This is a genomic window from Pleurocapsa sp. PCC 7327, from assembly GCF_000317025.1.
Taxonomy (GTDB): Bacteria; Cyanobacteriota; Cyanobacteriia; order Cyanobacteriales; family Microcystaceae; genus Hydrococcus.
In genome coordinates this window covers 1,662,372-1,684,474 of the sequence record NC_019689.1, presented here as the reverse complement: position 1 = coordinate 1,684,474, position 22,103 = coordinate 1,662,372, and the positions used below count along the sequence as shown (strand labels likewise).

The window sequence follows — 22,103 nt, the reverse complement described above, 5'->3', positions numbered from 1 at the left end:
TATAAAAGATTTTTCGCGTTAAATTTATCTTTATCGATGTGCAAATTAGATGTCCAAGAAACCATAGGTGCCAATGAGATCCTCTCGAAGAAGATTTTCTACCAGAATCGACAAAGTTCCAATCGCATTAATGACTCGATCGTCAGCCGCCGAGCGATCGTTGCTGGAGCTTCGGCGAACCGATTGACTCGGCATGAGAATCAACGGAAAATCAGTATTGTAAAATCGCGCGATTCGGCTTTTTCTGGGATCGGCGCTCTAATCGCAACGACGGCGATTAAACATTTGTGTAAAATTGGACAAAAACATGGCAAAGCGATCGCTTAGATCTTCTACTACAGGTATCGTTAGGGCAAAACAGGCTTTTGAAAGTCAGGGATGGACGCAAGAATCTCTGGCGACAGAGGTAGGGTTGTCAAGCCGTCAGTCTATCTGGAAGTTTTTTACGGGCAGACCGATCGAGCGCCACATCTTCAAGGAAATTTGCTTCAAGCTAGATTTAGACTGGACGGAAATTGCCGATCTGCCAAAAGAGCAACTTCCTGTCAGCCAACCCCCAGAGATCGAGGAAAACTTGGGGATTGAAGAATGGGTGCAGCGAATGCGATCGCGCAACCGAGAACACATTCAAACTCAGTGCGACACCCTGCAATCGTCTTTCGATCTGACCCAGCCTTTATTAAGTCAAATTTATACCCTCGTCAATCTCTTGCCTCATCCGAGCAGTCAACGTTGGCTGGAAATCTCCGATTTGCAAAACGTTCAGCCAGAACTAGCGCGTCTGGATTTTACCCAGCTCGATCGCTCGGCGACTCCTGGCATGGAGTTGGTTGCCCAACACAACAAACTAATGATTCTAGGCAAACCGGGATCGGGCAAAACGACCTTTTTGCAGTATATCGCCCTGCAATGCAATCAAGGGAAATATAAGCGAGATTTAATTCCTTTTTTTATTCAATTAAGAATTTTAACGGCTGAAGTGCCCGATGAAGAAGATTTTAGCTTCTTAAACTATATTGTTCGTCAGTGTCAAGCTTGCGGTTTGTCGAAGCATCAAGCTCTTATCCTACTTCAGGAAGGGAAAATTCTACTTTTGCTTGATGGTTTGGATGAAATTCCTGAGAGCGATAGCAATGCAATTCTCAAACAAATCGATATTTTCTCTCAGGAATACTACAAGAATCATATTATTATTACTTGTCGTACCGCTGCCGTCAATTATCATTTTCGTGGCTTTACTTATGTAGAAATCGCTGATTTCAAACAAGACCAAATAGAAACTTTTGCTAAAAAATGGTTTATTGCTACTGCTAATAGCGAAAGAGAAGGAATTCTCAAAGCCGAACAATTTCTCGAACAATTAGAACGTCCAGAAAATCAACCAATTCGAGAATTAGGCATCACGCCAATTTTACTCAATTTGATTTGTTCGGTTTTTAAAGAACGAGCTAGTTTTCCGACTAAACGTTCGAAACTTTATCAGGCTGGCTTGGATATTTTACTACAGCGATGGGATCGGGCGAGAGGAATTCACCGCGATCGCGTTTATCAACATCTTTCTTTACCCGATAAAATTAAGCTTTTGTGTCAAATTGCTGCAACTACCTTCGAGCAAGAAAACTACTTTTTTGAGAGTAGCGAAATCCTCCCTATTATTGAAGATTATTTGCGTCATTTACCCAATAGTACGACCGATCCAGAAACGCTTTGGTTAGATAGCGAAGCAGTCTTAAAAGCGATTGAATTACAACATGGCTTATTGGTAGAAAGAGCTAGAGATATTTACTCATTCTCTCATCTGACTTTTCAAGAATATTTGACTGCCAGAAAAATCGTGGCTAGTCCCGCTCCCCAAAAGCTAGAGCAAGAATTACAAAAGTTAGCCAGCCATACTACTGAGAACCGCTGGAGAGAAGTAACTTTTTTAACGGTAGGTATGTTACCGCAAGCCGATTTTCTCTTACAAAAGATGAAAGAAAATGTAGATGCTTGTCAGGGCACAGACCGGCAATTACAAGAATTTTTAACGATTATTGCTCGCAAGGTCAGCGCGATGCAATTACCCTATTTGCGATCGGCAGTTCGCGCCTTTTATTTTACCCTCTTTCAGAGCCGAGATTTGAATTTAGCCGTCTCTCTCGATGACAATTTAGTCAGCATGAAAAATTTGCCGATGGAGATGACTTTAGATACGACTATAGCGCGAGCTTTTACTGATAGTTTAAATTTGGTACAAAATCCCGATCTGAAAAAATTTATTAATCTCTGTTTTACTCTGGATTTAGAAAGCAAGTTTCAACTTGAAACGTCATTTAAACAAGCGTTGAGAGAACTCAAAAAGCAGCTTCCAGAGCCAAATCAAAGTAAAGAAAACATCCAAATTTGGTGGCAAACTCAAGGGCAAAATTGGATCGAACAGTTACGTTTGCTGGCGATCGCATATCGTCAGATAGGTCATGATTGGCAGCTTAGTCCGCAACAGCAAAAACTGTGGCAGAAATATTACGATGCTAATCTATTTTTAGTTGAATGTCTCCACAGCGATTGCCAGGTTAGTGCGGAAGTAAAAAAAGAAATAGAAGAGAATATTCTACTGCCAAAAGAAATGAGTTAAATTTCTTCTCCCATAGCAGATTTTCTGAGCCAGTCTTTAATTTCTTGGGCTAACCAAGTTGCTTCATCTTCACTCAGAGCACCGCCCAGATTGTAAATGCGATCTGGAGAGCGAATAACTACCTGAAAAATCGAACCAGTCCGTTGCAAGAAAATATCTAAAATTTCTGGATTGATACCCATTTCGCGTTTGTAAGTAATGCCCAGAATTTTTCGGGCTAGTTCAAAGCTAACGCGATCGCAACTAATTTGCGTTTGCGTCCCGCACAAAACCCCCAATATAATAGCAAGAATTCCCCAGAATACCGAGCTGATGCCCGGAAGAACAATGCTAAAAAAACTGACAAATGGAAGTACCCAATATAAAACAATTAAGCCTAAAAAACCAAACTTAAAAATCTCATTAAATCTTCTCAGTCCGCCTGCTGGTACGAAGATTTTTAATCGGTCAACAGAGCGCTCTATTCTGAGTAAAGAGTCGTGGGGTTTAGGAAATTTATGACCCGAAGAAACCGCAGCGATATTGCGAGAAATTGGTCGAAGTCTCCCAGTCCTTAAAGTTTCTAGGGCTTCTCTAGCACTCCGAAAACGCTTTTCGATAGCGGTTTCAGTCGCCTTTTCGATCCAAGCAAGCAAATCTCCTCGAATGCTGACTCGATCGGCAAATTGAATGCGAGAATCTTTCTGTGGTAGCTCGACAGGTGCAATTCCAGCGAGCAAATGAATTAATGTCGCTCCCAAGGCATATATATCGGATGCGGGAACCGCGCGTCCCCAAAACTGCTCTAGGGGCGCATAACCGCTAGTTCCTACTATCGTAAACGTTACCCCCGTCACTGCCGCTTGCGCTTGTACGGCACCAAAATCGACGAGATAAATATACTGGTCTTCTCCCAATATTAAATTGCTGGGCTTGATATCCCGATGCAAGACGGGAGGACTGAGTTCGTGTAAATAAATGAGGATTTCCAGAACTTGCGTCGCGATCGCGCGAACTTCTTTTTCGCTCAGTCGCTTTCCTCTCTCTAATAATTCTTGCAACGAAACGCCAGGAATATAATCTTGTACCAGCGCAAACCAGGGAACTCCACCGCCTGCATTTTTGTCGAGATCGAAATAATCTCTATAGCGGGGAATTTTCGGATGAGCGAGCGATTCTAAAACTTGTGCTTCTCGCTCGAAGAGTTTCAATTCTTCCCATCGCATTTGCGGACTAAAGGCAAGTAGTTTGATCGTAACTCGTTCGTTTGTCTGCAAATCGATCGCCAGCCAAGTTTGGTGCCCTACTGCGGTACGTCCCAATTGTCGCCGTAGCTGATAGCGCTCTTGTAAGATATCCTCTGCTTTAAACACGAAACATTACCTCAAGCAGCATCTTTAAATTCTTGTGAAGTTTTTACTTTTGACTAAACTGTACGGTCTAGTATGAAATTAGAAGAGAAACAAGCTTTTATTACCATTGTGCTAAATAGATTAAGAAATCGGCAGACAAGCAGATCGGAGTTAAGAAGCTCTCCTCAACGGCGAAATCAAGGGAGGAACTGATGGCTCAAGTCTATTTGAAAGAGAAAGAACCGGAAGTCAGGGTAGATATTCCCAAACAGAAGCGCCAACTATCTCCCAAACTGTTCGTTCCTATGGGCTTGTTAGCTGCTGCGATCGCCGGAACGACCTGGTATTTCCTCTCTCCGGCGCAAGTGAAACCGCTCGAAGTAAGCGGACGCATAGAAGGATACGAAACCAATATCGGCGCAAAATATGCCGGACGGGTTAATTTTATCGCTGTGCGAGAGGGGGATCGAGTTAGAAAAGGTCAAACGATCGTTCGCATGGACGACCAGGATCTGAATGCGCAACTGAAAGGGGCACAGGCGCGTTTAAATGCCGCCCAGCAACAAGAGAGACAAGCCCGCCTGCAAATCGACGTTCTAGAAAGCCAAATTCGAGAAATTCAATTGAATCGGCAACAGGCCCAGGGAGAAGCTAGCGGTCGGGTTTTGCAAGCCGAATCGACCCTCGCTTCGAGTATCGCCCAACTCAACGAAGCCAGGGCAAACTTAGAACAAGCGAAAGCGCAGTTGAAACTAGCACAAACCGATCGCGATCGCTACGCCAAATTAGTCTCCCAAGGCGCTGTTACCCAACAAGAATTCGACCAGAGGCAGACTGCCTTCGAGACTGCCCAAGCAACGGTACAGGCGCGCCAATCTTCAGTAGAATCAGCACAGAAACTGGTACGGGCTGCCCAAGGACAACTTCAACAAGCCAAAACTGCCGAGTTAAACCCAGATGTCCGCGCGATGCAAATTCAGTCATTGCGGACTCAAGTAGCACAAGCCCGTTTGAAACAGGCTGCTGCCCAAGCGGAGGTCGCGAACGCCCAAGCGACCATACAAGAGATTCAAAGCAAAATCTCCGACCTCAACATTATTAGTCCCATTAATGGCGTGGTCGTGACTCGTAGCGTCGAACCGGGCGCAGTCGTTACGACGGGGAAAACCCTGCTGACCGTCATCAATCCCGATGAGGTTTATCTGAGGGGATTTGTTCCCGAAGGAGAGATTGGTAAGGTCAAAGTCGGTCAGCCTGCGAAAGTCTTTCTTGACTCCGCACCCGATAAACCCCTTAGTGCCAAAATTAGCGCGATCGACACTCAAGCTTCATTTACGCCAGAAAATATTTATTTCAAAGAAGACCGCGTCAGACAAGTCTTTGGAGTCAAAATTAGTATCGATCGCCCCGACGGTCTTGCCAAGCCGGGAATGCCGGCCGATGCCGAAATTATAACCCAGACGCAGTTGTCTAAAACTGATTAACGGAGAGGGTGGGATTTGAACCCACGGTACCTTTCGGTACACTCGATTTCAAGTCGAGCGCGATCGACCACTCTGCCACCTCTCCAAGGCGAACAATTTTTTATTTTAACAAAGCTAGTGCCAAGGATGGCAAGACCGCTAAATAGGTTGGAGAACTGAATCGCGATCGCGGTAAAGGAGATGGTTAGAAACGATTGTCAACTCCTCTCCTACCCAAACCAAGGATATTTCAGCCACAATCCCATTTTGTAAAGTAACCAGAGAAAAATTGCGACAGGTTTCTCCAGCTTGTCTGATGATGCGAGGAACGCTGGCTGCATTCAAATAAACCGTTCCTTCTGGAGAGGTTGTAACAGCCGTCCGCAATCGCGATCGCGTGTGGCGTAAGTGATGGTGCATGTGCCCGAAAGTAACCAGAGGAATCCATTTCCCGGTAGCACGTACTATGTCTATTGCTTCGGCAAAATCGGGATCGCCGTAATCTCCTCCTAACGGTTCCCAATCTCGACCGCAAATATCTTCTGGTTTGTCTCCCAATCCAAAAGGTCCGTTATGACCGAGAAAAATGACTGTATCGCAGGCGGTTTGACTGGCAGCCGCCACAATTTTAGTCGTAGATTCTTTAAAATTAGTTACTCCATAGCGATCGCGCAGAAATTCTTTATTTTTCCACTCAGGTCCCCCCCAGCTAAAGGGACGACTGCCCACAACCGATAAGTTCAACTGGGGAAAATCTAACTTGCCATAGCCGACGTGTGCCTCTCCTAATAAGTCTAGCTGCTGTTGTACCCAATCTTCCTTTTCATGGTCGTAGGGACATTGCCTGCGCCCCCAAGCCGATGCCGTATACCAAGCATCGTGATTGCCCATAATGGCTGCTTTGGGAATTTCTAAAGAGGCAATCCGGCGAACCACTTCTACCGATTCATTGCCAAAATCGCCGACAAAGAGAACGAGATCGACTTTTAGATGTTGGAGAGCAAGATTATCTGTTTCTTCCCAGCGATCGTGGATGTCGCCAATTACGGCAATTTTTATTAAACGATTGGAATAATTACTCATTCTAATTTACGACTTACTCCTCTTATCAGGATAGTCGCGTGGCGTTGAGTCCAGCAATGATCGGGCGAGGTTTTATACTTAGAATAAAGCCTCATCAGCGATCGAAACTATGGATATTGTTAATTTAGGGACTTGGATACTCGGTTTTTTTTTGGGACTGGCAATCTTGTTATTTATCTTGAGGATCGTTTTAACTTGGTATCCTCAAGTCGATCTCAATCGCTTTCCCTTCAATCTTGTCGCTTGGCCGACCGAACCTTTTCTCATACCAGTACGAAAAATCGTACCCCCTCTCGGTGGCGTTGATATTAGCCCAATTATTTGGGTGGGAATATGTACTTTGTTGCGGGAGATTCTACTAGGACAGCAGGGAATTTTGACGATGGCATTGCGTTAATCATTCAAAATTCAAAGTTTATTCACTCTTTTTGAACTCTGAACCGCCGACCTAACCGGAACTTGTTCCGGTGACAACACTTAAAGGTGGGAAGAGGTTCCCGCCTCGTGCCTTCCGAATGCGGCGGTGTCCTCCGCACTTTGAACTAATTCTGACCTGCGACTTCTACAACTTTGGCGAATGCCTGGGGATCTAGCACGGCTAACTGCGCTAGCATTTTCCGGTTGAGTTGGATATTAGCTTTTTTCAGTTGACCTGTCAGTTGGCTGTAACTTATTCCCTGCACTCGTGCGGCTGCATTGATGCGCGTAATCCAGAGGCGACGAAAATCGCGCTTGCGCTTGCGGCGGTCGGCATACGCATAGCGCAGTGCTTTCATCACCTGCTGATTGGCTGTACGGAAAAGTTTTGAGTGCGATCCTCTAAAGCCTTTGGCTAGTTTAAGAATTTTTTTACGGCGTTTGCGAGCGACGTTACCCCGTTTTACCCTTGTCATAGTTACTCTTGATGGATTTTAATTGCTTAGATAGATGGTTTACAACAAAATTTTTATAAATATGGCAGCATCAGCCGAACTTCTTTTTCGTCGCTCTCGTGAACTAAAGCGATATGGGATAAGCGACGACGCTTTTGTTCGGAACTCTTATGGTACAGCATGTGATTTTTGTAAGCTTTACGGCGAAAAATTTTCTTGCCGCTTCCGGTAGCAGTGAAGCGCTTTGCTGCTGCTTTACGAGTTTTTAGTTTAGGCATGAACTCTCTTTAAATTCGACACAATTCGTTATCCTATCATTAAAAAGGGCTGTCTCGCAAGGGGATTGCGAGGCAGGGCTATTTCATTCTCGAAAGCCAGAGATAAATTCTCTGTCTGATACCTTAAGTCCTATAAGATGGACTTAAATTTTGAGCCAACTCGCGCCTACCAGATGCGCCTAACGACAGCGCGGGGTCGCTTGTCAAATTCATTTCTTGGTTAACTGCAATCAGAATGAAATAACCCTGATTGCGAGGATAGGGCGAGCAAACTTTTGCTCGTCCTACCATGAGACTTGCAAGGAGTTGATTTCTTATGAAGTAAACAACTCTGCGGGCAACCGCTTGAGGGTTAACCGTTCGTCCTCGACATCGACAAAAATCGTGTCGCCTGGTTTGAATTCCCCGCGTAGAATTGCTTTAGCGATCGCCGTTTCTAAATAGCGCTGAATTGCTCTCTTAAGCGGTCTAGCTCCAAAAACGGGATCGTAGCCAATCTCGGCCAGGAAATCTATAGCAGCTTCCGACAGCTTCAAAGACAGTTTTTGTTCGGTTAGCCGTTGCTCTAAACGTTCGACCTGAAGCTTGACAATTTGCCGCAATTCGTGCTTTTGCAATCCATGGAAGATGATAATTTCATCGATGCGGTTGAGGAATTCGGGACGGAAGCTACTTCTCATCGCATCCATAACGCGCGATCGCATTTCCTCATAGCGAGACTCGTCCCCTGCCAAGTCTAAGATATACTGCGACCCGATATTACTGGTCATAATGATGATGGTATTTTTGAAGTCCACTACATGACCCTGCGAATCAGTCAAACGCCCGTCATCGAGGATTTGCAGCATCACGTTAAAGACATCGGCGTGGGCTTTTTCAATCTCGTCAAAGAGAATGACAGAGTAAGGTCGCCGTCGAATCGCTTCGGTTAGCTGTCCGCCTTCTTCATAACCGACGTATCCCGGAGGCGCACCCATCAGTCGGGAGACGCTATGTTTCTCCATATACTCGGACATGTCGATGCGAACCATCGCCTCTTCGGTATCGAACAAGCTAGCTGCTAGCGCTTTAGCTAACTCAGTCTTGCCAACGCCTGTCGGACCGAGGAAAATAAAGCTAGCAGTAGGACGGTTGGGATCGGCAAGTCCTGCGCGCGATCGCTGGATAGCTTCGGCAACTGCAGTCACAGCCTCATCTTGTCCGATGACTCGCTGGTGCAGTTCGTCTTCGAGATGCAGGAGTTTTTCTTTTTCTGACTCGACTAGCTTGCTCACCGGAATTCCCGTCCACTTGGAGATAATTTCAGCAATGTCGGATTCGGTAACTTCTTCGCGCAACAGGGATTTTCCTGTCGTTTGTCTTTGTGCTAATTGACTCTCAGCTTCCTTGATCTGTCGCTGCAAATCGGTAAGCTTGCCATAACGAAGTTCGGCAGCTCGATTGAGGTCATAATCTCTCTCTGCCTGTTGAATTTCTAGATTAACTTGGTCGATGATTTCTTTGAGGGTACGGATTTTATCGATGACCTCTTTTTCCGATTGCCATTGAGCATTAAGGTTTGCCTGTTCCTCTTTGAGATCGGCTAATTCTTTTTCCAGTTTTTCCAATCTCGCCCTGGAAGCCTCGTCAAATTCTTTCTGCAACGACAGGCGTTCCATCTCTAACTGGAGGATCTTGCGATCAACTTCATCGAGTTCTTCAGGTTTGGAGGTAATCTCCATTTTCAGCTTTGCCGCCGCTTCGTCTACCAGATCGATCGCTTTGTCAGGAAGGAAGCGATCGCTGATATATCTATTAGACAGCACTGCCGCTGCCACTAGCGAACTATCAGAGATTTTGACCCCGTGGTGAACCTCGTAGCGTTCCTTGAGACCCCGCAAAATAGAAATGGTATCTTCGACGCTGGGTTCGTCTACGTACACCGATTGGAAACGCCGCTCAAGGGCTGCATCCTTCTCGATATACTTGCGATATTCATCTAGCGTCGTCGCGCCGATACAGCGCAATTCTCCCCGCGCCAGCATGGGTTTGAGAAGGTTTCCTGCATCCATCGCCCCTTGAGTCGCACCCGCACCCACGACGGTGTGAATCTCGTCGATGAACAGAATAATGTTGCCCCCTGATTCCGTCACTTCCTTGAGGACGGCTTTGAGACGTTCTTCAAACTCGCCTCGGTATTTGGCACCCGCGATTAACGCACCCATATCGAGGGCAATTAACTTGCGATCGCGCAGCGATTCTGGCACGTCTCGGTTGATAATCCGCTGTGCCAATCCTTCTACGATGGCAGTTTTCCCGACACCCGGTTCGCCGATTAAGACGGGATTATTCTTAGTGCGACGCGAGAGAATTTGAATGGTGCGGCGAATTTCGTCATCGCGACCGATCACCGGATCGAGTTTCCCTTCGCGGGCGAGTTGCGTGAGATCGCGACCATATTTTTCTAAGGATTCGTACTTGTTTTCTGGATTTTGGTCGGTCACTTTCTGAGAACCTCGCACTTGGTTGATAATCTCCTTGAGTTTGTTTTCATTGAGACCAAATTCTTGATATAAAGCTCGACCAAAGCGAGCGTCTTTGGCATAGGCTAAGATTAGATGCTCGATGGAGATATAATCGTCGCCGAATTCTTTACGAAATGCTTCGGCTCTATCCATTAAGCTATCTAAACCGCGTCCTAGATAGACATCGCCTATATTGGCAACTTTGGGTTGACGGCGAATGAACTCGTCGGTTCTTTCGCGCAGGCGTTGGACATTGACATTTGCTTTGTTGAAGATACTGGTCGCCAATCCCTCTTGTTCGAGGAGGGATTTCATTAAATGTTCGGTTTCAATTTGCTGCTGTTTATTTTGTTTGGCAATATCGATCGTGCGGACTATTGCCTCCCAAGCTTTTTCTGTAAATTGATTTGGGTTAGTCGGTTGCATTTCTTATTCAGTTAAGCTTATCAATTCAATCTCAAAAGACAAGCAGAAATTAGAGACCTGCTCTTGTCTTCCTATCCGTCATTGTAGTGATTTACTCTCAAGCCTTGAGGCGGAAATCCCTACCACGGAGAGTTCGCTTTCCTGGAAATAAGGTTGTCAGACGCGATCGCCCGACAAAGCGGTCGCGGAACTGATACCCTCAGTATTAAATGAGAATCAATCCGCACTCGCCACCAATGAAGAATCGATGGTATGTCCCAATCCTATCGACGATTTTAATCTTTCTGCTGAGCGCTTGTAGCACTCCCACTCCACCGATCGAGTTTGCTCCAGATGGAGAAATTATCAGCAAAGCGATCGCATTTCAGGTTTCCCAAACCCAACAGCGTCTCAGCCAACAACTTAACGCTTCTCGTCCACAGATAGAGATCGCTCAGATAAATGTTAAGAAGATAGAACCCATCGTTGTTGGCAATTTACCTGCCTATCACCTAAAAGGCACTTATAATTTAACCTTGACGCTGCCGCGACAACGAGTGACGCAAAAAAACAACCGTTTCGATCTCTATTTACAACGGCAAGTCGAAGGAAAAACCTGGCGACTCCTCAGACGAGAGGCGAGTTCTTCTGGGGAAGCGCAATGGTCTAGTTACCTCATTCAATAAACCTATTATTGCCAATTTCCGATTAGAATAAACGGTGCCCAAAAGTAGGGATGGCTGTATTGTCTCTCCTGGAGAACAGCCAGTTGTGCTTGACGAGTATTCCTGCTTTATTGAACTTAGTTTCCTGGGCTTGTGCTAGCTAGCGATAAAATTCTCTCATGAGTTTAGTAGTACTTTCATCTGCGACTGCCCGCAATGTAGCCAGTGTACTGCGTGCCTCAGCCTCACTGCTACGCCAGCCAGTTCTAAAGTAGTTCGTTTATCTCCAGTTATTTGATAGTCATTTGAGGTAAAGTTAAAGGCGATCGCTCGAAAACGAATCTTACAATAACTTAATGCCGCGTGTAAATGGGCAATCAAGCATAAAAAACTTAAAGCAACCATTAGTCCCTTTGAAGGCATGGCTCAAGAGTTTCAGCGTAATTACGAAAAAGAAACTATACTTAGGCTAACAAAAAAAAATGAGCATACAAATAGAATCGGATTTAGCCAAAATCCTTGAAAGAATAGAAGGGAAAATAGACAACCTACAAAAAGACGTAGGCGATCTTAAAGTATCTTCAGCCAAATTAGAAAGTGAAATTAAACGAATAGAAGAAAAGTTAACCGGAGATATCAGACGAGTAGAAGAAAAGTTAACCGGAGATATCAGACGAGTAGAAGAAAAGTTAACCGGAGATATCAGACGAGTAGAAGAAAAGCTGGAACCCAAAATAGATGGAATAAGCAAGCGTCTAGAAAATCAAGAATTTGTCAGTCGAAGTATCGTAGTTGCTTTAATTGTTGCCATTTTGGGAGGATTCGCTAAACTTTTCGGATTAATCGGCAATCCCTAAACATTAATTCTCTCATCAAAAGCGATCGCGTCTGGGAGTGCGATCGCTTTTTTGCTTACCAATAATTCCTCAGACTTTTTAAGCGACTAGCCGATATAAATTGCTTTGATAAAAAGGAGCACAGCCGTGATTTCGTTGCTCCCCGACTTGACTTGATGGGGCGGTAAAATCAAACCTCTCTCGACCAGATAAGTCGTCACCAATACGATAGCTGGATGGGACTCGTTACCAGAAAGGTTTAAATTGGTAAGCGGGTAATGGGACTCGAACCCACGACATTCAGCTTGGGAAGCTGACGTTCTACCACTGAACTATACCCGCACCGAGACATATTACATTATACATTCCCTTTTCTTGTTTCTTTGTTGTTCGGGATAGTATTCAGTCGCACCAAGCTAGCAATCAACACCACTAGCAGTCATGACTATTTGTAATCTTGATTACACTTTACATCTTGTAGCAGCCGCATCAACGCCTAGAACTAAAGTTCTAGGCTCAAAGCTCAACTCGATTAAAATAGACTGAAACTCCTATCGGGTCTTCTTTACAGGTTGTCTAAAAAGTAAAAAGTATAGAAGGTCATGTTGAGCGTAGCGATCGCGAAGCGAAACATCTTATTTCAACTTGGCTCGGATTGGCTCACCAAAGATAGGATAAGATGACTACAAACTATTTTGTGGAGTGTTCATAAATTGTCATCATGTCTAATTCTCCCAATCCCGAACCTCCGAGAAGAAGGAATCTAGATTCTGATGAGAAGATCGCTATTATTTTTGTTTTAGCTACAATTGGTGGGATCTTGTGGTGGGGACTCGGCAGCAGTAGCGGCATCAATTTTTTTAAAAACCAACCACAACTGCTTGCTCGATCGCGATCGCAACCAACTGCTCAGCCAGAGCAGTCCCGTCCGATAGTTGCTTTAAGAGAGAAACCAGCAACGACAGAATTGCCTGAAGCTAGCCAGAAAGAAGCAGAGCAACCATCGCAATTATTTGAAGACCCCGACCGGAGACAGACAAACCGACAAGGACAAACATTGCCTCTATTGGCTCTTCCCATTCCATTGGCTTCTCAACCATCCCCACAATCTACACCTACTCCAAAATCGCAAGAGCCATCATTGCAGTTGAAGATAGCTTTTCAAGACGTACCGCGCGAGCGCTGGGATTATCCTTTTATTGAGGGATTGAGAAGCAAACAACTAATAGACGGCGTTTCCGAAAACACCTTCGAGCCAGATCGACCGATCTCCAGAGCGCAGATGGCTAGTTTAATCGATCGCGCTTTCGATTCGCCATCGCAAGCGATCGAAATAGAGTTCAAAGACGTACCCCAAGGCGATCCAATCGCTTCCGATATTGAGAAAGCAATCGGGAAAGGATTTATGAAAGGGTACTCTCGCGATAGTTTCCGTCCGCAAGAGAATATCCCCCGCTATCAAGTTCTGGTAACGTTGGTAGCAGGGTTGAATCTCAAGCCAACCAAAGACCCCCAGCAAACCCTCAAAGTCTACGAGGATGCCTCAGAAATTCCTACTTGGGCAGTGGGGCAAGTTGCGGCGGCAACTGAGAAAGGAATAGTTGTTAACTATCCCAATACCAAATTTCTCAACCCCAACCAACCTGCAACTCGCGGCGAAGCTGCTGCAATGATGCACCAAGCGTTGGTGAATTTAGGTAAAGTCGAGCCAGTTCAATCGCCATACATCGTTCCCTCGCCGTAAAACTACGACTGTTTGTTAGTAGTCCATTTTAATGGTCTTATGCTGTTAGCCAAGAAATTAATTTCTTGGCGAGATGTTAATGTTTGCTGGTGATGGTACGAGATATAAAATAACTAATCTCTCAAATCATGAACTAATTCAATATTTTTAATGCGCTTTTAACATAATAAGTTGCTTTCTGAGAGCCTAGTTTCCACAATTAAAAGTAAGTTAATTTCAAGTTGAGCGGCTGAAAGCTTTGATTAGCTCGACTAACGCTATGCAAAAACTCTCAAAAATGCAAAAGATTTTACAAAATGCGATCGCGGCTATTCAAGAAGACAATTGGGCGTCAGTTAACCAATGCTTGCAGCAACTCTTATTATCGCCTTTAAACAAAAGCGAACGAAAGCAGGTCATAGATTTAGCCTTGCAGGTGCTAAAAGAGAGCGATTTCCATCAACGTTGGGAAGTAGCTAAGCTTTTCCCAAAACTGGGGAGTGAAGCGATCGCGCCTTTAATTACAATTCTCGAAAACGAAACGACTGACCTAGAAACCCGTTGGTTTGCGGCGCGGATTTTGAGTGAATTTGACGAACCTAGTTGTATTGTCGCTTTAGTTAAATCGATCGAGCAAACCGAAGAAGAAGAATTATCGCTCGTAGCATCCCAGGCGCTTGCCAAAATTGGGTCTTCAGCCATTCAAGCACTGATCGGTTTGCTAAAAGAACCAGAAACTCGACTTTTAGCAGTACGAGCGCTCGCTCAGATCCGGCGCTCTGATATTATCGAACCATTGCTCGAAGTCGTCAACGATCCAAATCCTGAAATTCGCGCGATCGCGATCGAAGCGTTAGGGAGCTTCCACGATGAATGCATCTTGCCAGTACTAATAAAAGCTTTAAAAGATCCTGCCTCAAGCGTGAGAAAAGAAGCCGCGATCTCGCTGGGAATGTGCATCCAGATAGGTTCTCAGTTCGACTTAGTCGAGCTTCTCAAACCACTCCTCTACGATCTTAATCTGGAAGTCTGTCAGCAGGCAGCCATGGCTCTAGGACGCATAGGAACTGACGAGGCGGCGCAAGCGTTATTTCTTGTCCTTAAATCCCCTGCTACGCCTGTTGTCTTGAAACTTACCCTTGTAAGAGCATTGAGTTGGATCGAAACACGTCAAGCTTTGACGTATTTACAGCAAGGATTGCGCTTAGGCGATGTTGAAGTTTGTCAGGAAATTGTTACGGTATTGGGACGCAAGGAATCGGCAGAATTAAAAGGCAAAGCTACTCAAATTCTGATTGAATTTTTTCATTCGCAAAAACCTGCCGTACAGCAACCCCAGATCGAGCAAGCTTTGGCAATGTCTCTCGGAGAACTAGGACAAACGGAAGCAATCGAACTGTTACTCAATTTAGCAGAAGATAGCGATCGCACTGTCAAATTGCACGCGATCGCAGCCCTTAAGAAATTCCCAGATCCTTCCATCTTATTAAATTGTGAAGATTTGGCTCAACCTGAAATCCTTAATCTACGGTGACGGGCAATAGTGGTTTGCTCGATCGAGCCAAAGCGAGAGTCGCGAGTGCAACTGACTATCTTACTAAACCTTTCACTTCAACTGAATTAGTCAAAATAGTTTTTCGCTATTTGACCTAAAGTGTTAGTTTTTCAAGAAAGATGGGAATATTATCAGTAACCAAAATTGCATTATTTTTGGGAGTTGTTTAGTTTTCGTTACGAGGATAATGGCAATGCCTACAGTTTTAGTAGTGGAAGATACTTTTTCCGAAATGGAGTTAATTTGCAACTATTTGCGCGAGAGCGGCTATAGCGTTATTACTACCAGCGATGCCAAAGACGCTATGACCAAAGCCGAGCAGCAAAAGCCCGATGTCGTAGTGACGGATGTAGTCATGCCCGGAATGAGCGGTCTGGAGTTGTGTCGCACTCTCAAGAAAAACCCGGCTACCCAGAAGCTGCCCATTGTCGTTTGCACCTCAAAAAACCAAGACCTCGATCGCATGTGGGCAATGAAGCAAGGCGCTGACGCTTACGTGACCAAGCCTTTCACCAAAGAAGAACTGGTCAAAGCCGTCAAATCGGTTGCGGTGTAATAACAGAAGTCCGAATACAGGAGTCAGAAGGACTTCCATACGGCTGGCTCCCGTATTCTTAAAAAAAATCCCTCTGACTGCGCTCCACGCCAACGTCCCGCTCGCGGGCAGGGCGCCTGCACTACGAAATCCCCCTCCGAACGACCGACTGTGGTGGCTTAAACCGATGAATCTATCAACCCTCAACCTGCAATCCAACCGATCGCAAAAAGCTGTCGGTCAAGCTTATCTAAAATTTCAACTCGATGCCAAAACCCAGGCAGCCCTATCTATGGATGCTGCCCAAGAAGTGTTAATCGTTCCCAGCAGCCGCCTCACCTTTATGCCCAATATGCCTTACTGCGTGCTGGGGCTTCTCAACCAACGCAGCCGCGTCTACTGGGTCGTGGATTTGCCACAACTGTTGGAGATGCCAATGCTCCCCTCAGATACGCAGCAGTACAACATCACGATCGCGCGATCGGGCAATATGGCTCTTGCTCTAGCCGTCTTGACAGTCAGAGGCGTCACCCGCTTTCTTCCCGAAGCTATCCAGTCGCCCATTGGGACGGTTGCTCCCGGTTTGACCCCCTATCTACAAGGATTGGTTCCCCAAGAGCGGGAAATCCTGCTGGTTTTAGATCCCGAAGCAATTCTCAATTCTACCGCCTTAAATGCTAATCGCTAACCAATAAAAAATTTACTTATCTAAGTTTGTATTTTTTGAGGTATTTGTCATGACTACAACTAATAATCCCAAAAACTCCATCGAACAAAAGAAAGATCTGGTTAATGTCGACTCGGTTATCCCAGACTCGGATAGCGCGATCGAGATCTCCGATAATGGAATAGGCGATCGAGGCGAAGTCAATGAAAAACCTGCGCTTGTCTTGAGTCAAGATGGTTCCCAGTCATTCAAGACGGGTTCTTGGTGGCAGAGAATGGGTTTGAGAACCAAAGCCGCCCTCCTGGCGATTGCGATCGGTACGATACCAGTTTTGGGGATCGGGACGGTCGCCTATCAGTTAGCTAACCAATCGATTACCCGACAAATTACGCAAACCGAACGATCTTTTGCCGTCAATTTGTCAGACAAGATCAACCGCTTAATGTTTGAACGGTACGGAGACATTCAAGTACTGGCTAAACTACCGATTCTTGCCAATCCCAAAGTACGGGAAGTAACTACGCTTCAAGAAAAAGAGGCAGTTTTAGATAACATGCTAAAAATTTATGGAGTGTACGACAGCATTACCGTCTTCGACCTCAAGGGCAACCCAATCGTTAAATCTAGCGGTCAAGCCATTGGCAATCAAAGCGATCGAGAGTATTTCCAGCAAGTTCTGAAAACGGATCGACCCGCCATTAGTCAGCCAGAAGCTTCCAAATCTACAGGAAAAATTGCTATTCACTTTGCTGCACCCGTAAAAGATGCCGTCACGGGTCAAACCATCGCGAGCGTCATCAGCCGTATGCCCATCGAGTCGCTCGAAGAGATCGTCAAAAAATTCGGCGAAGCAGGGGAAGAATATCACCTAGTCGATGCTTCCGGTAAATTCTTCCTCGCCACAGAACAAGAACAGGTAGGCAGAGTGGCTAAGGATGATTTGCCCGTTCTGGCTCAACTCAAAGCAGAAAAGAAGGTAGGGACTGCCGTCGGTATCGATCGATTGGACAACGCCGAACAACTGTTTGCCTATGTCCCCTTGGCGAAACTGGAAGGATTGCCAGAGCTAAACTGGGATACTATCGTCGCCATTGACACCCAAATCGCCTTCGCTCCTCAAAGACAACTCCTGCTCGCTCTGGCAACAGGTACTATCGTAACGGCTATCCTAATCGGCGCGATCGCGGCATTCCTGGCAAACCGAGCCACTCGCCCGATTCTCGAATCTACCGATGCTGTTAAGAAACTCGGTCAAGGCAAGTTCGACACCCGCATTGCCGTCAGCGGGCAAGACGAACTTGCCGAACTCGGTTCTAACATTAACTTGATGGCAGAACAGATTCAAACGCTTTTGAACGAACGACAGGAAGCTGCCCAACGGGAATTGGAAAACCAAGCCGCGATCGCACGAGCGCAAGCAGAAGCGGCGGAAAGAGAACGCCAGCGCTCCCAAGCACTTCAGCAAGAATTGCTTCAGTTCCTCACTGACGTGGGCGGTGCTTCTCAAGGAGACTTGACAGTACGGGCACAAATCACGGCGGGTGAAGTCGGCATCGTGGCTGACGTATTCAACTCCATTGTTGAAAGTTTGCGAGATATTGTCGCTCAGGTAAAACAAGCCGCTACCCAAGTAAACGAATCCGTCGGCACTAATGAAGGTTCGATCCGCGAACTAGCAGACGAAGCGCTCAAACAAGCTACCCAAATTAGTCAAACTCTCAACTCCATTGAAGAGATGACCAACACGATTCAAGAGGTGGCAAATAACGCTAGAACGGCGGCTGAAGTCGCTCGTACTGCTTCGACCACTGCCGAAACAGGCGGAGAAGCGATGGAGCAGACGGTAAGCAGTATCGTGCAGTTGCGCGAAACCGTTGCGGAAACTGCCAAGAAGGTTAAGCGACTTGGGGAATCGTCGCAACAGATTTCTAAAGCAGTTTCGTTGATTAACCAGATTGCCCTACAAACCAATTTGCTTGCTATTAACGCCTCTATTGAGGCAGCACGAGCCGGGGAAGAAGGTCGAGGCTTCGCGGTGGTTGCCGAAGAAGTCGGTCAGTTGGCAGCACAGTCGGCGACGGCAGCTAAAGAAATCGAGCAAATTGTAGAAGCAATTCAGCAAGAAACCGCTGACGTGGTTGAAGCGATGGAAGTCGGTACCGCGCAGGTCGTTCAAGGAACGCGCCTGGTAGAAAAAACCAAACAAAGCCTGGGAAAAATCGTAGAAGTCTCTCGTCAGATCGACCAATTGCTCCAGTCTATCTCCCAAGCGACCGTTTCTCAAGCTAATACCTCGAAAACGGTAACCAAGCTGATGCAAGAGATTGCTAAAGTGTCCGAGCGAACTTCCAATTCCTCTCGTCAGGTATCCAGTTCTTTGCAAGAAACGGTAGAGATCGCTAGACAACTTCAAGAGTCCGTCGGTACGTTTAAGGTTGCTTAAGCCCGAATCCTAACAACAAGAATCATCCATCTGTAATCGGTATTGAGCTGAGAGGGATTAGATCGTGGCAGTAGATAAAGAACAAGAAGTCAAACTCCAGTTTTTAGGAGAAGCGCAAGAGTACCTGGATACTATCGAGACGGGACTAATCGGGATTGGGATTCGCGGAGTCGATCGCCAGGAAATTGATGGCATTCTGCGTGCCGCCCATTCGATCAAGGGGGGCGCTGCAATGATGGGCTTCCACAACCTCTCTCGGCTAGCACACCGCTTGGAGGATTTTTTCAAAGTTCTCAAAGTCGGCAGGGCACAAGTCGATGGCGATGTGGAAAGCTCCCTGCTCTCCAGCGTCGATCGCCTCCGGCAGATAGCCAATTTCAACCGTCAAGGCATCGATGTTGACCAGGCGTGGCTGGAGGAGAATACCAATCCCCTCATCGACTACCTGCGCGATCGCCTGGGCGAACCCACTCAAGAAGATGCCGCCGCTCTCCTGTCTGAAGAAGCGGGGGAAGACATGACCGTGTTGCTATTCGAGACAGAAGTAGAGGGCTGTCTCCAGCGACTCGAATCAGTCTTGGAAAATCCCAACCAACCTTGTTTGGTCGAAGAGTTCACTATTACCGCTCAAGAATTGGGCGGTTTGGGAGAAATGCTAGAGCTAAAAGCCTTTAGCAGTCTATGCCAGTCGGTCATCGGGCACTTAGAAGCCAATCCAGCGCAAGCCAAAGCGATCGCGCAACTAGCCCTGCAAGAATGGCGGCGATCTCAAGCCATGGTCTTCGTCGGACAGACTTCAGCTATTCCGGCACAATTGAATTTGGCAACTCTCAATGCCCTCCCAGCCCAAGCAGAAGCAATCCCGGCTCCTAAAATAGACGGGGCAGAATCCTTCTGTAAGTTTGAAGAGTTTGAAACACTTGAAGACGCTGCTCTAGCTGCGGAAGCTTTAGAATCGTTAGAAGAATTAGAAGCGAACGATTATCGCTCGACAGACGACTTTAGCCAAGATGCGCAGGATTTCTTAGAGTCCTTAGATAGTCTTGCCGTTAGTACCCCTGCCTTGGAGGACAACGAACAGAAGACAAAAAACGAAGAAAATCTTTCTTCCCCAACTTCCCCTCTCAAAAACGGAACCAACAAAACAGCGGGCGCAGCCAAATCCTCCGTTCCGCCGTCATTTCCAGCTCAGACAAAGGCTACTGCCAGCGAAAAGGTTGACGAAAACACGATTCGGATTGCCGTTCGCCAACTCGACCAACTTAGCAACCTGTTCGGGGAATTGACTATCGAACGCAACGGACTTGACTTGTACCTCAGACGCTTGCGGGATTTGCTGCGGCTGTTGAGCCAAAGAGTGCGTGGACTGGAGCAATCCAACTTCCGCCTGCGTACAGCCTACGACAGGGTTGCCACTACCCAAATCGCTAACGCTCCGCTAGTCCCCCAACTCAGCGTCGGAGCTGTCAGCTCTACTACGCAGGACTTTGACATTCTGGAGATGGATCGCTACAGCGAGCTGCACCTAGTATCGCAGGAAATTATGGAGGCGATGGTACAAATCCAAGAAGTCACCAGCGACCTGCAAACCAATCTGGAAGAAACCGAAAGGTCTGCTCGCGACCTGAATCGTACTTCCAAACTGATGCAGAGCAATATTACCCAACTGCGGATGCGTCCCATCGCCGATTTGCTGGGGCGTTTCCCTAGAGCGTTGCGAGAAATGGAGCTAAAGTATGGTAAACAGGTAGAACTGAAGATCAGAGGCGGAGGAACGCTAATCGACCGTATCATTCTCGAAGCTCTCAACGATCCGCTTCTGCACTTGTTCCGCAATGCTTTCGACCATGGCATTGAAGATCCCGCCACACGCCGAGCAGCAGGTAAGCTCGAAAAAGGCATTATTGAAATCGGTGCTGCCTATCGAGGCAACCAGACGGTTATTACTATTCGCGACGACGGTCGCGGTATCGATCTCGACAAAATTCGTGCTAAGGCTCTCAAAATGGGTCTAGATGAATCCGATCTCAAAGCTGCTACCAAAAACGATTTGCTGGAGCTGATTTTCATGCCCGGTTTTAGCACCGCCGAGAAAGTGACGGATCTATCTGGTCGCGGCGTGGGGATGGACGTAGTGCGCAATAACCTGAAACAAATTCGCGGTGACATTCAAGTCGATACCGAACTGGGTGTCGGGACGACTTTTACCATTACCGTTCCCTTTACTCTGTCTGTCGTGCGGGTGCTATTAGTCGAAAGCGGCGAAATGCTTCTCGCTTTCCCCACCAGTTCCATTGAAGAAATGCTGCGCCTGCGGTCGGAGGATATCCTGCAAACGGTTGGCAAGGAAGTGTTGAACTGGGAAGGAGCGATGGTGCCGCTGATTCGCCTCAGTCAATGGTTCCAGTTTTCTCGTTCCCATCGCATCGCCGATACGGAGGCGATTCCTGTCATCGACGACCAAACCGTGTTATTAATCGCTCAAGGAGAGGATTTCGTCGGTATTTTGGTCGATCGCTACTGGGGAGAACAAGAAGTTACCATTCGTCAAGTAGAAGGTCACTTAGCCATGCCGCCGGGGTTTAGCGGCTGTACTATTTTGGGCGACGGTCGAGTTGTTCCTCTGGTAGATGCGATCGCGCTCTTGCGCTGGATAGACAATTCGGATGCGAGCCAGCGTTCTCAAGGTCTGGTCAATGCCCTAAATGCTGTGGAATCTGGCTCAGCCGATGCCATCCAAAAGAATACCATTTTGGTAGTAGACGATTCGATCAACGTTCGTCGCTTTTTGGCTCTCACCCTAGAAAAAGCAGGCTACCGCGTCGAACAAGCCAAAGACGGTCAAGATGCCCTAGAAAAACTCAAAGGCGGGCTAGTCGTTCAGGCAGTCGTGAGCGATATCGAAATGCCTCGTCTGGACGGTTACGGCTTTTTGGCTCACCTCAAATCCGATCCTAACTGCCAACAGCTCCCGGTCATTATGCTGACTTCTCGCAGTGGCGAGAAGCACCGTCAACTGGCAATCAATCTAGGCGCGTCAGCTTACTTTTCCAAGCCATTTAGAGAGCCAGAACTACTAAAAACTATCGAACAGTTAACCCAAAAACAACTCGCCCTGAAATAAGTGAT

At 46.6% G+C, this 22,103-nt stretch carries 17 protein-coding genes, 2 tRNA genes and 2 pseudogenes; 13 read left to right on the top strand and 8 right to left on the bottom strand.

Annotated features, from left to right (window positions below; translation table 11 throughout):
* The first annotated feature begins 36 nt into the window (after window positions 1-36).
* A complete protein-coding gene (locus PLE7327_RS07550; RefSeq protein ID WP_015143262.1) occupies window positions 37-327 on the top strand; it encodes a hypothetical protein in 291 nt (96 codons plus the stop codon).
* Window positions 308-2,614: an NACHT domain-containing NTPase gene (locus PLE7327_RS07545; RefSeq protein ID WP_015143261.1), complete on the top strand. Its 2,307-nt coding sequence runs from the start codon at window positions 308-310 to the stop codon at window positions 2,612-2,614. The genes PLE7327_RS07550 and PLE7327_RS07545 overlap by 20 nt, the downstream gene beginning before the upstream one ends.
* Here PLE7327_RS07545 and PLE7327_RS07540 read toward each other — a convergent pair.
* The gene (locus PLE7327_RS07540; RefSeq protein WP_015143260.1) at window positions 2,611-3,966 is read right to left on the bottom strand and encodes a serine/threonine-protein kinase; all 1,356 of its coding nucleotides are present in this window, start codon (window positions 3,964-3,966) and stop codon (window positions 2,611-2,613) included. The genes PLE7327_RS07545 and PLE7327_RS07540 overlap by 4 nt on opposite strands.
* Before the next feature lie 191 nt (window positions 3,967-4,157).
* Between PLE7327_RS07540 and PLE7327_RS07535 the strand changes: the two genes are divergently transcribed.
* Window positions 4,158-5,429, top strand: a complete 1,272-nt coding sequence (locus tag PLE7327_RS07535) for an HlyD family secretion protein (RefSeq protein ID WP_015143259.1) — start codon at window positions 4,158-4,160, stop codon at window positions 5,427-5,429.
* Here the strand turns inward: PLE7327_RS07535 and PLE7327_RS07530 are convergent.
* Both PLE7327_RS07530 and PLE7327_RS07525 read right to left on the bottom strand, forming a co-directional pair.
* Window positions 5,430-5,514, bottom strand: a tRNA-Ser gene (locus PLE7327_RS07530).
* Between the two features lie 53 nt (window positions 5,515-5,567).
* Entirely contained in the window at window positions 5,568-6,491 is a 924-nt protein-coding gene (locus PLE7327_RS07525; RefSeq protein WP_015143258.1) for a TIGR04168 family protein, read from the bottom strand.
* Between the two features lie 109 nt (window positions 6,492-6,600).
* Here PLE7327_RS07525 and PLE7327_RS07520 point away from each other — a divergent pair, with 109 nt between their 5' ends.
* Window positions 6,601-6,888, top strand: coding sequence for a YggT family protein (locus tag PLE7327_RS07520; protein WP_015143257.1), 288 nt, complete (start codon window positions 6,601-6,603; stop codon window positions 6,886-6,888).
* A gap of 145 nt (window positions 6,889-7,033) precedes the next feature.
* On the opposite strand, the gene rplT is transcribed toward PLE7327_RS07520, so the two are convergent.
* From rplT to clpB, 3 genes are all read right to left on the bottom strand, one after another.
* The gene (rplT, locus tag PLE7327_RS07515; RefSeq protein WP_015143256.1) at window positions 7,034-7,384 is read right to left on the bottom strand and encodes a 50S ribosomal protein L20; all 351 of its coding nucleotides are present in this window, start codon (window positions 7,382-7,384) and stop codon (window positions 7,034-7,036) included.
* 53 nt (window positions 7,385-7,437) lie between these two features.
* Window positions 7,438-7,641, bottom strand: coding sequence for a 50S ribosomal protein L35 (gene rpmI, locus PLE7327_RS07510; protein ID WP_015143255.1), 204 nt, complete (start codon window positions 7,639-7,641; stop codon window positions 7,438-7,440).
* A gap of 314 nt (window positions 7,642-7,955) precedes the next feature.
* Entirely contained in the window at window positions 7,956-10,571 is a 2,616-nt protein-coding gene (clpB, locus tag PLE7327_RS07505; RefSeq protein ID WP_015143253.1) for an ATP-dependent chaperone ClpB, read from the bottom strand.
* 236 nt (window positions 10,572-10,807) lie between these two features.
* On the opposite strand from clpB, the gene PLE7327_RS07500 reads away from it, so the two are divergent.
* Complete coding sequence (locus PLE7327_RS07500) at window positions 10,808-11,236, top strand: hypothetical protein (protein WP_015143252.1); 429 nt, start codon at window positions 10,808-10,810, stop codon at window positions 11,234-11,236.
* Window positions 11,237-11,241: 5 nt separating this feature from the next.
* Here the strand turns inward: PLE7327_RS07500 and PLE7327_RS26420 are convergent.
* Window positions 11,242-11,503 (bottom strand): annotated as a pseudogene (locus tag PLE7327_RS26420) (CHAT domain-containing protein); the annotation flags it as partial.
* A 194-nt stretch (window positions 11,504-11,697) separates the two neighbouring features.
* Here PLE7327_RS26420 and PLE7327_RS07495 point away from each other — a divergent pair.
* A complete protein-coding gene (locus tag PLE7327_RS07495; RefSeq protein ID WP_015143251.1) occupies window positions 11,698-12,072 on the top strand; it encodes a hypothetical protein in 375 nt (124 codons plus the stop codon).
* 249 nt (window positions 12,073-12,321) lie between these two features.
* On the opposite strand, the gene PLE7327_RS07490 is transcribed toward PLE7327_RS07495, so the two are convergent.
* Window positions 12,322-12,393 (bottom strand) — tRNA-Gly (locus PLE7327_RS07490).
* Between the two features lie 379 nt (window positions 12,394-12,772).
* On the opposite strand from PLE7327_RS07490, the gene PLE7327_RS07485 reads away from it, so the two are divergent.
* From PLE7327_RS07485 to PLE7327_RS07460, 7 genes and pseudogenes are all read left to right on the top strand, one after another.
* Window positions 12,773-13,795, top strand: a complete 1,023-nt coding sequence (locus PLE7327_RS07485; RefSeq protein WP_015143250.1) for an S-layer homology domain-containing protein — start codon at window positions 12,773-12,775, stop codon at window positions 13,793-13,795.
* A 277-nt stretch (window positions 13,796-14,072) separates the two neighbouring features.
* A complete protein-coding gene (locus tag PLE7327_RS07480) occupies window positions 14,073-15,308 on the top strand; it encodes a HEAT repeat domain-containing protein (protein WP_051036520.1) in 1,236 nt (411 codons plus the stop codon).
* Window positions 15,305-15,427: pseudogene (locus tag PLE7327_RS26415) on the top strand (response regulator); the annotation flags it as partial. The gene PLE7327_RS07480 and the pseudogene PLE7327_RS26415, both read left to right, overlap by 4 nt.
* 95 nt (window positions 15,428-15,522) lie before the next feature.
* Complete coding sequence (locus tag PLE7327_RS07475; protein WP_015143248.1) at window positions 15,523-15,885, top strand: response regulator transcription factor; 363 nt, start codon at window positions 15,523-15,525, stop codon at window positions 15,883-15,885.
* 166 nt (window positions 15,886-16,051) lie between these two features.
* Window positions 16,052-16,552, top strand: coding sequence for a chemotaxis protein CheW (locus PLE7327_RS07470; protein ID WP_015143247.1), 501 nt, complete (start codon window positions 16,052-16,054; stop codon window positions 16,550-16,552).
* Between the two features lie 49 nt (window positions 16,553-16,601).
* Window positions 16,602-18,974 (top strand): methyl-accepting chemotaxis protein, encoded by a 2,373-nt coding sequence (locus PLE7327_RS07465; RefSeq protein ID WP_015143246.1) that lies wholly within the window; start codon window positions 16,602-16,604, stop codon window positions 18,972-18,974.
* Window positions 18,975-19,038: 64 nt separating this feature from the next.
* Window positions 19,039-22,098 carry a hybrid sensor histidine kinase/response regulator gene (locus PLE7327_RS07460; protein ID WP_015143245.1) on the top strand — a complete coding sequence of 1,020 codons (3,060 nt, stop codon included), beginning with the start codon at window positions 19,039-19,041 and terminating at the stop codon, window positions 22,096-22,098.
* Window positions 22,099-22,103 lie beyond the last annotated feature (5 nt).

Coding starts and splice junctions, on each gene's coding strand:
- PLE7327_RS07535 (WP_015143259.1), top strand. CDS start 4,158: ATGGCTCAAGTCTATTTGAAAGAGAAAGAACCGGAAGTCAGGGTAGAT.
- PLE7327_RS07480 (WP_051036520.1), top strand. CDS start 14,073: ATGCAAAAGATTTTACAAAATGCGATCGCGGCTATTCAAGAAGACAAT.
- PLE7327_RS07470 (WP_015143247.1), top strand. CDS start 16,052: ATGAATCTATCAACCCTCAACCTGCAATCCAACCGATCGCAAAAAGCT.
- rpmI (WP_015143255.1), bottom strand. CDS start 7,641: ATGCCTAAACTAAAAACTCGTAAAGCAGCAGCAAAGCGCTTCACTGCT.
- PLE7327_RS07465 (WP_015143246.1), top strand. CDS start 16,602: ATGACTACAACTAATAATCCCAAAAACTCCATCGAACAAAAGAAAGAT.
- PLE7327_RS07545 (WP_015143261.1), top strand. CDS start 308: ATGGCAAAGCGATCGCTTAGATCTTCTACTACAGGTATCGTTAGGGCA.
- rplT (WP_015143256.1), bottom strand. CDS start 7,384: ATGACAAGGGTAAAACGGGGTAACGTCGCTCGCAAACGCCGTAAAAAA.
- PLE7327_RS07495 (WP_015143251.1), top strand. CDS start 11,698: ATGAGCATACAAATAGAATCGGATTTAGCCAAAATCCTTGAAAGAATA.
- PLE7327_RS07550 (WP_015143262.1), top strand. CDS start 37: ATGTGCAAATTAGATGTCCAAGAAACCATAGGTGCCAATGAGATCCTC.
- PLE7327_RS07525 (WP_015143258.1), bottom strand. CDS start 6,491: ATGAGTAATTATTCCAATCGTTTAATAAAAATTGCCGTAATTGGCGAC.
- PLE7327_RS07520 (WP_015143257.1), top strand. CDS start 6,601: ATGGATATTGTTAATTTAGGGACTTGGATACTCGGTTTTTTTTTGGGA.
- PLE7327_RS07485 (WP_015143250.1), top strand. CDS start 12,773: ATGTCTAATTCTCCCAATCCCGAACCTCCGAGAAGAAGGAATCTAGAT.
- clpB (WP_015143253.1), bottom strand. CDS start 10,571: ATGCAACCGACTAACCCAAATCAATTTACAGAAAAAGCTTGGGAGGCA.
- PLE7327_RS07475 (WP_015143248.1), top strand. CDS start 15,523: ATGCCTACAGTTTTAGTAGTGGAAGATACTTTTTCCGAAATGGAGTTA.
- PLE7327_RS07500 (WP_015143252.1), top strand. CDS start 10,808: ATGAAGAATCGATGGTATGTCCCAATCCTATCGACGATTTTAATCTTT.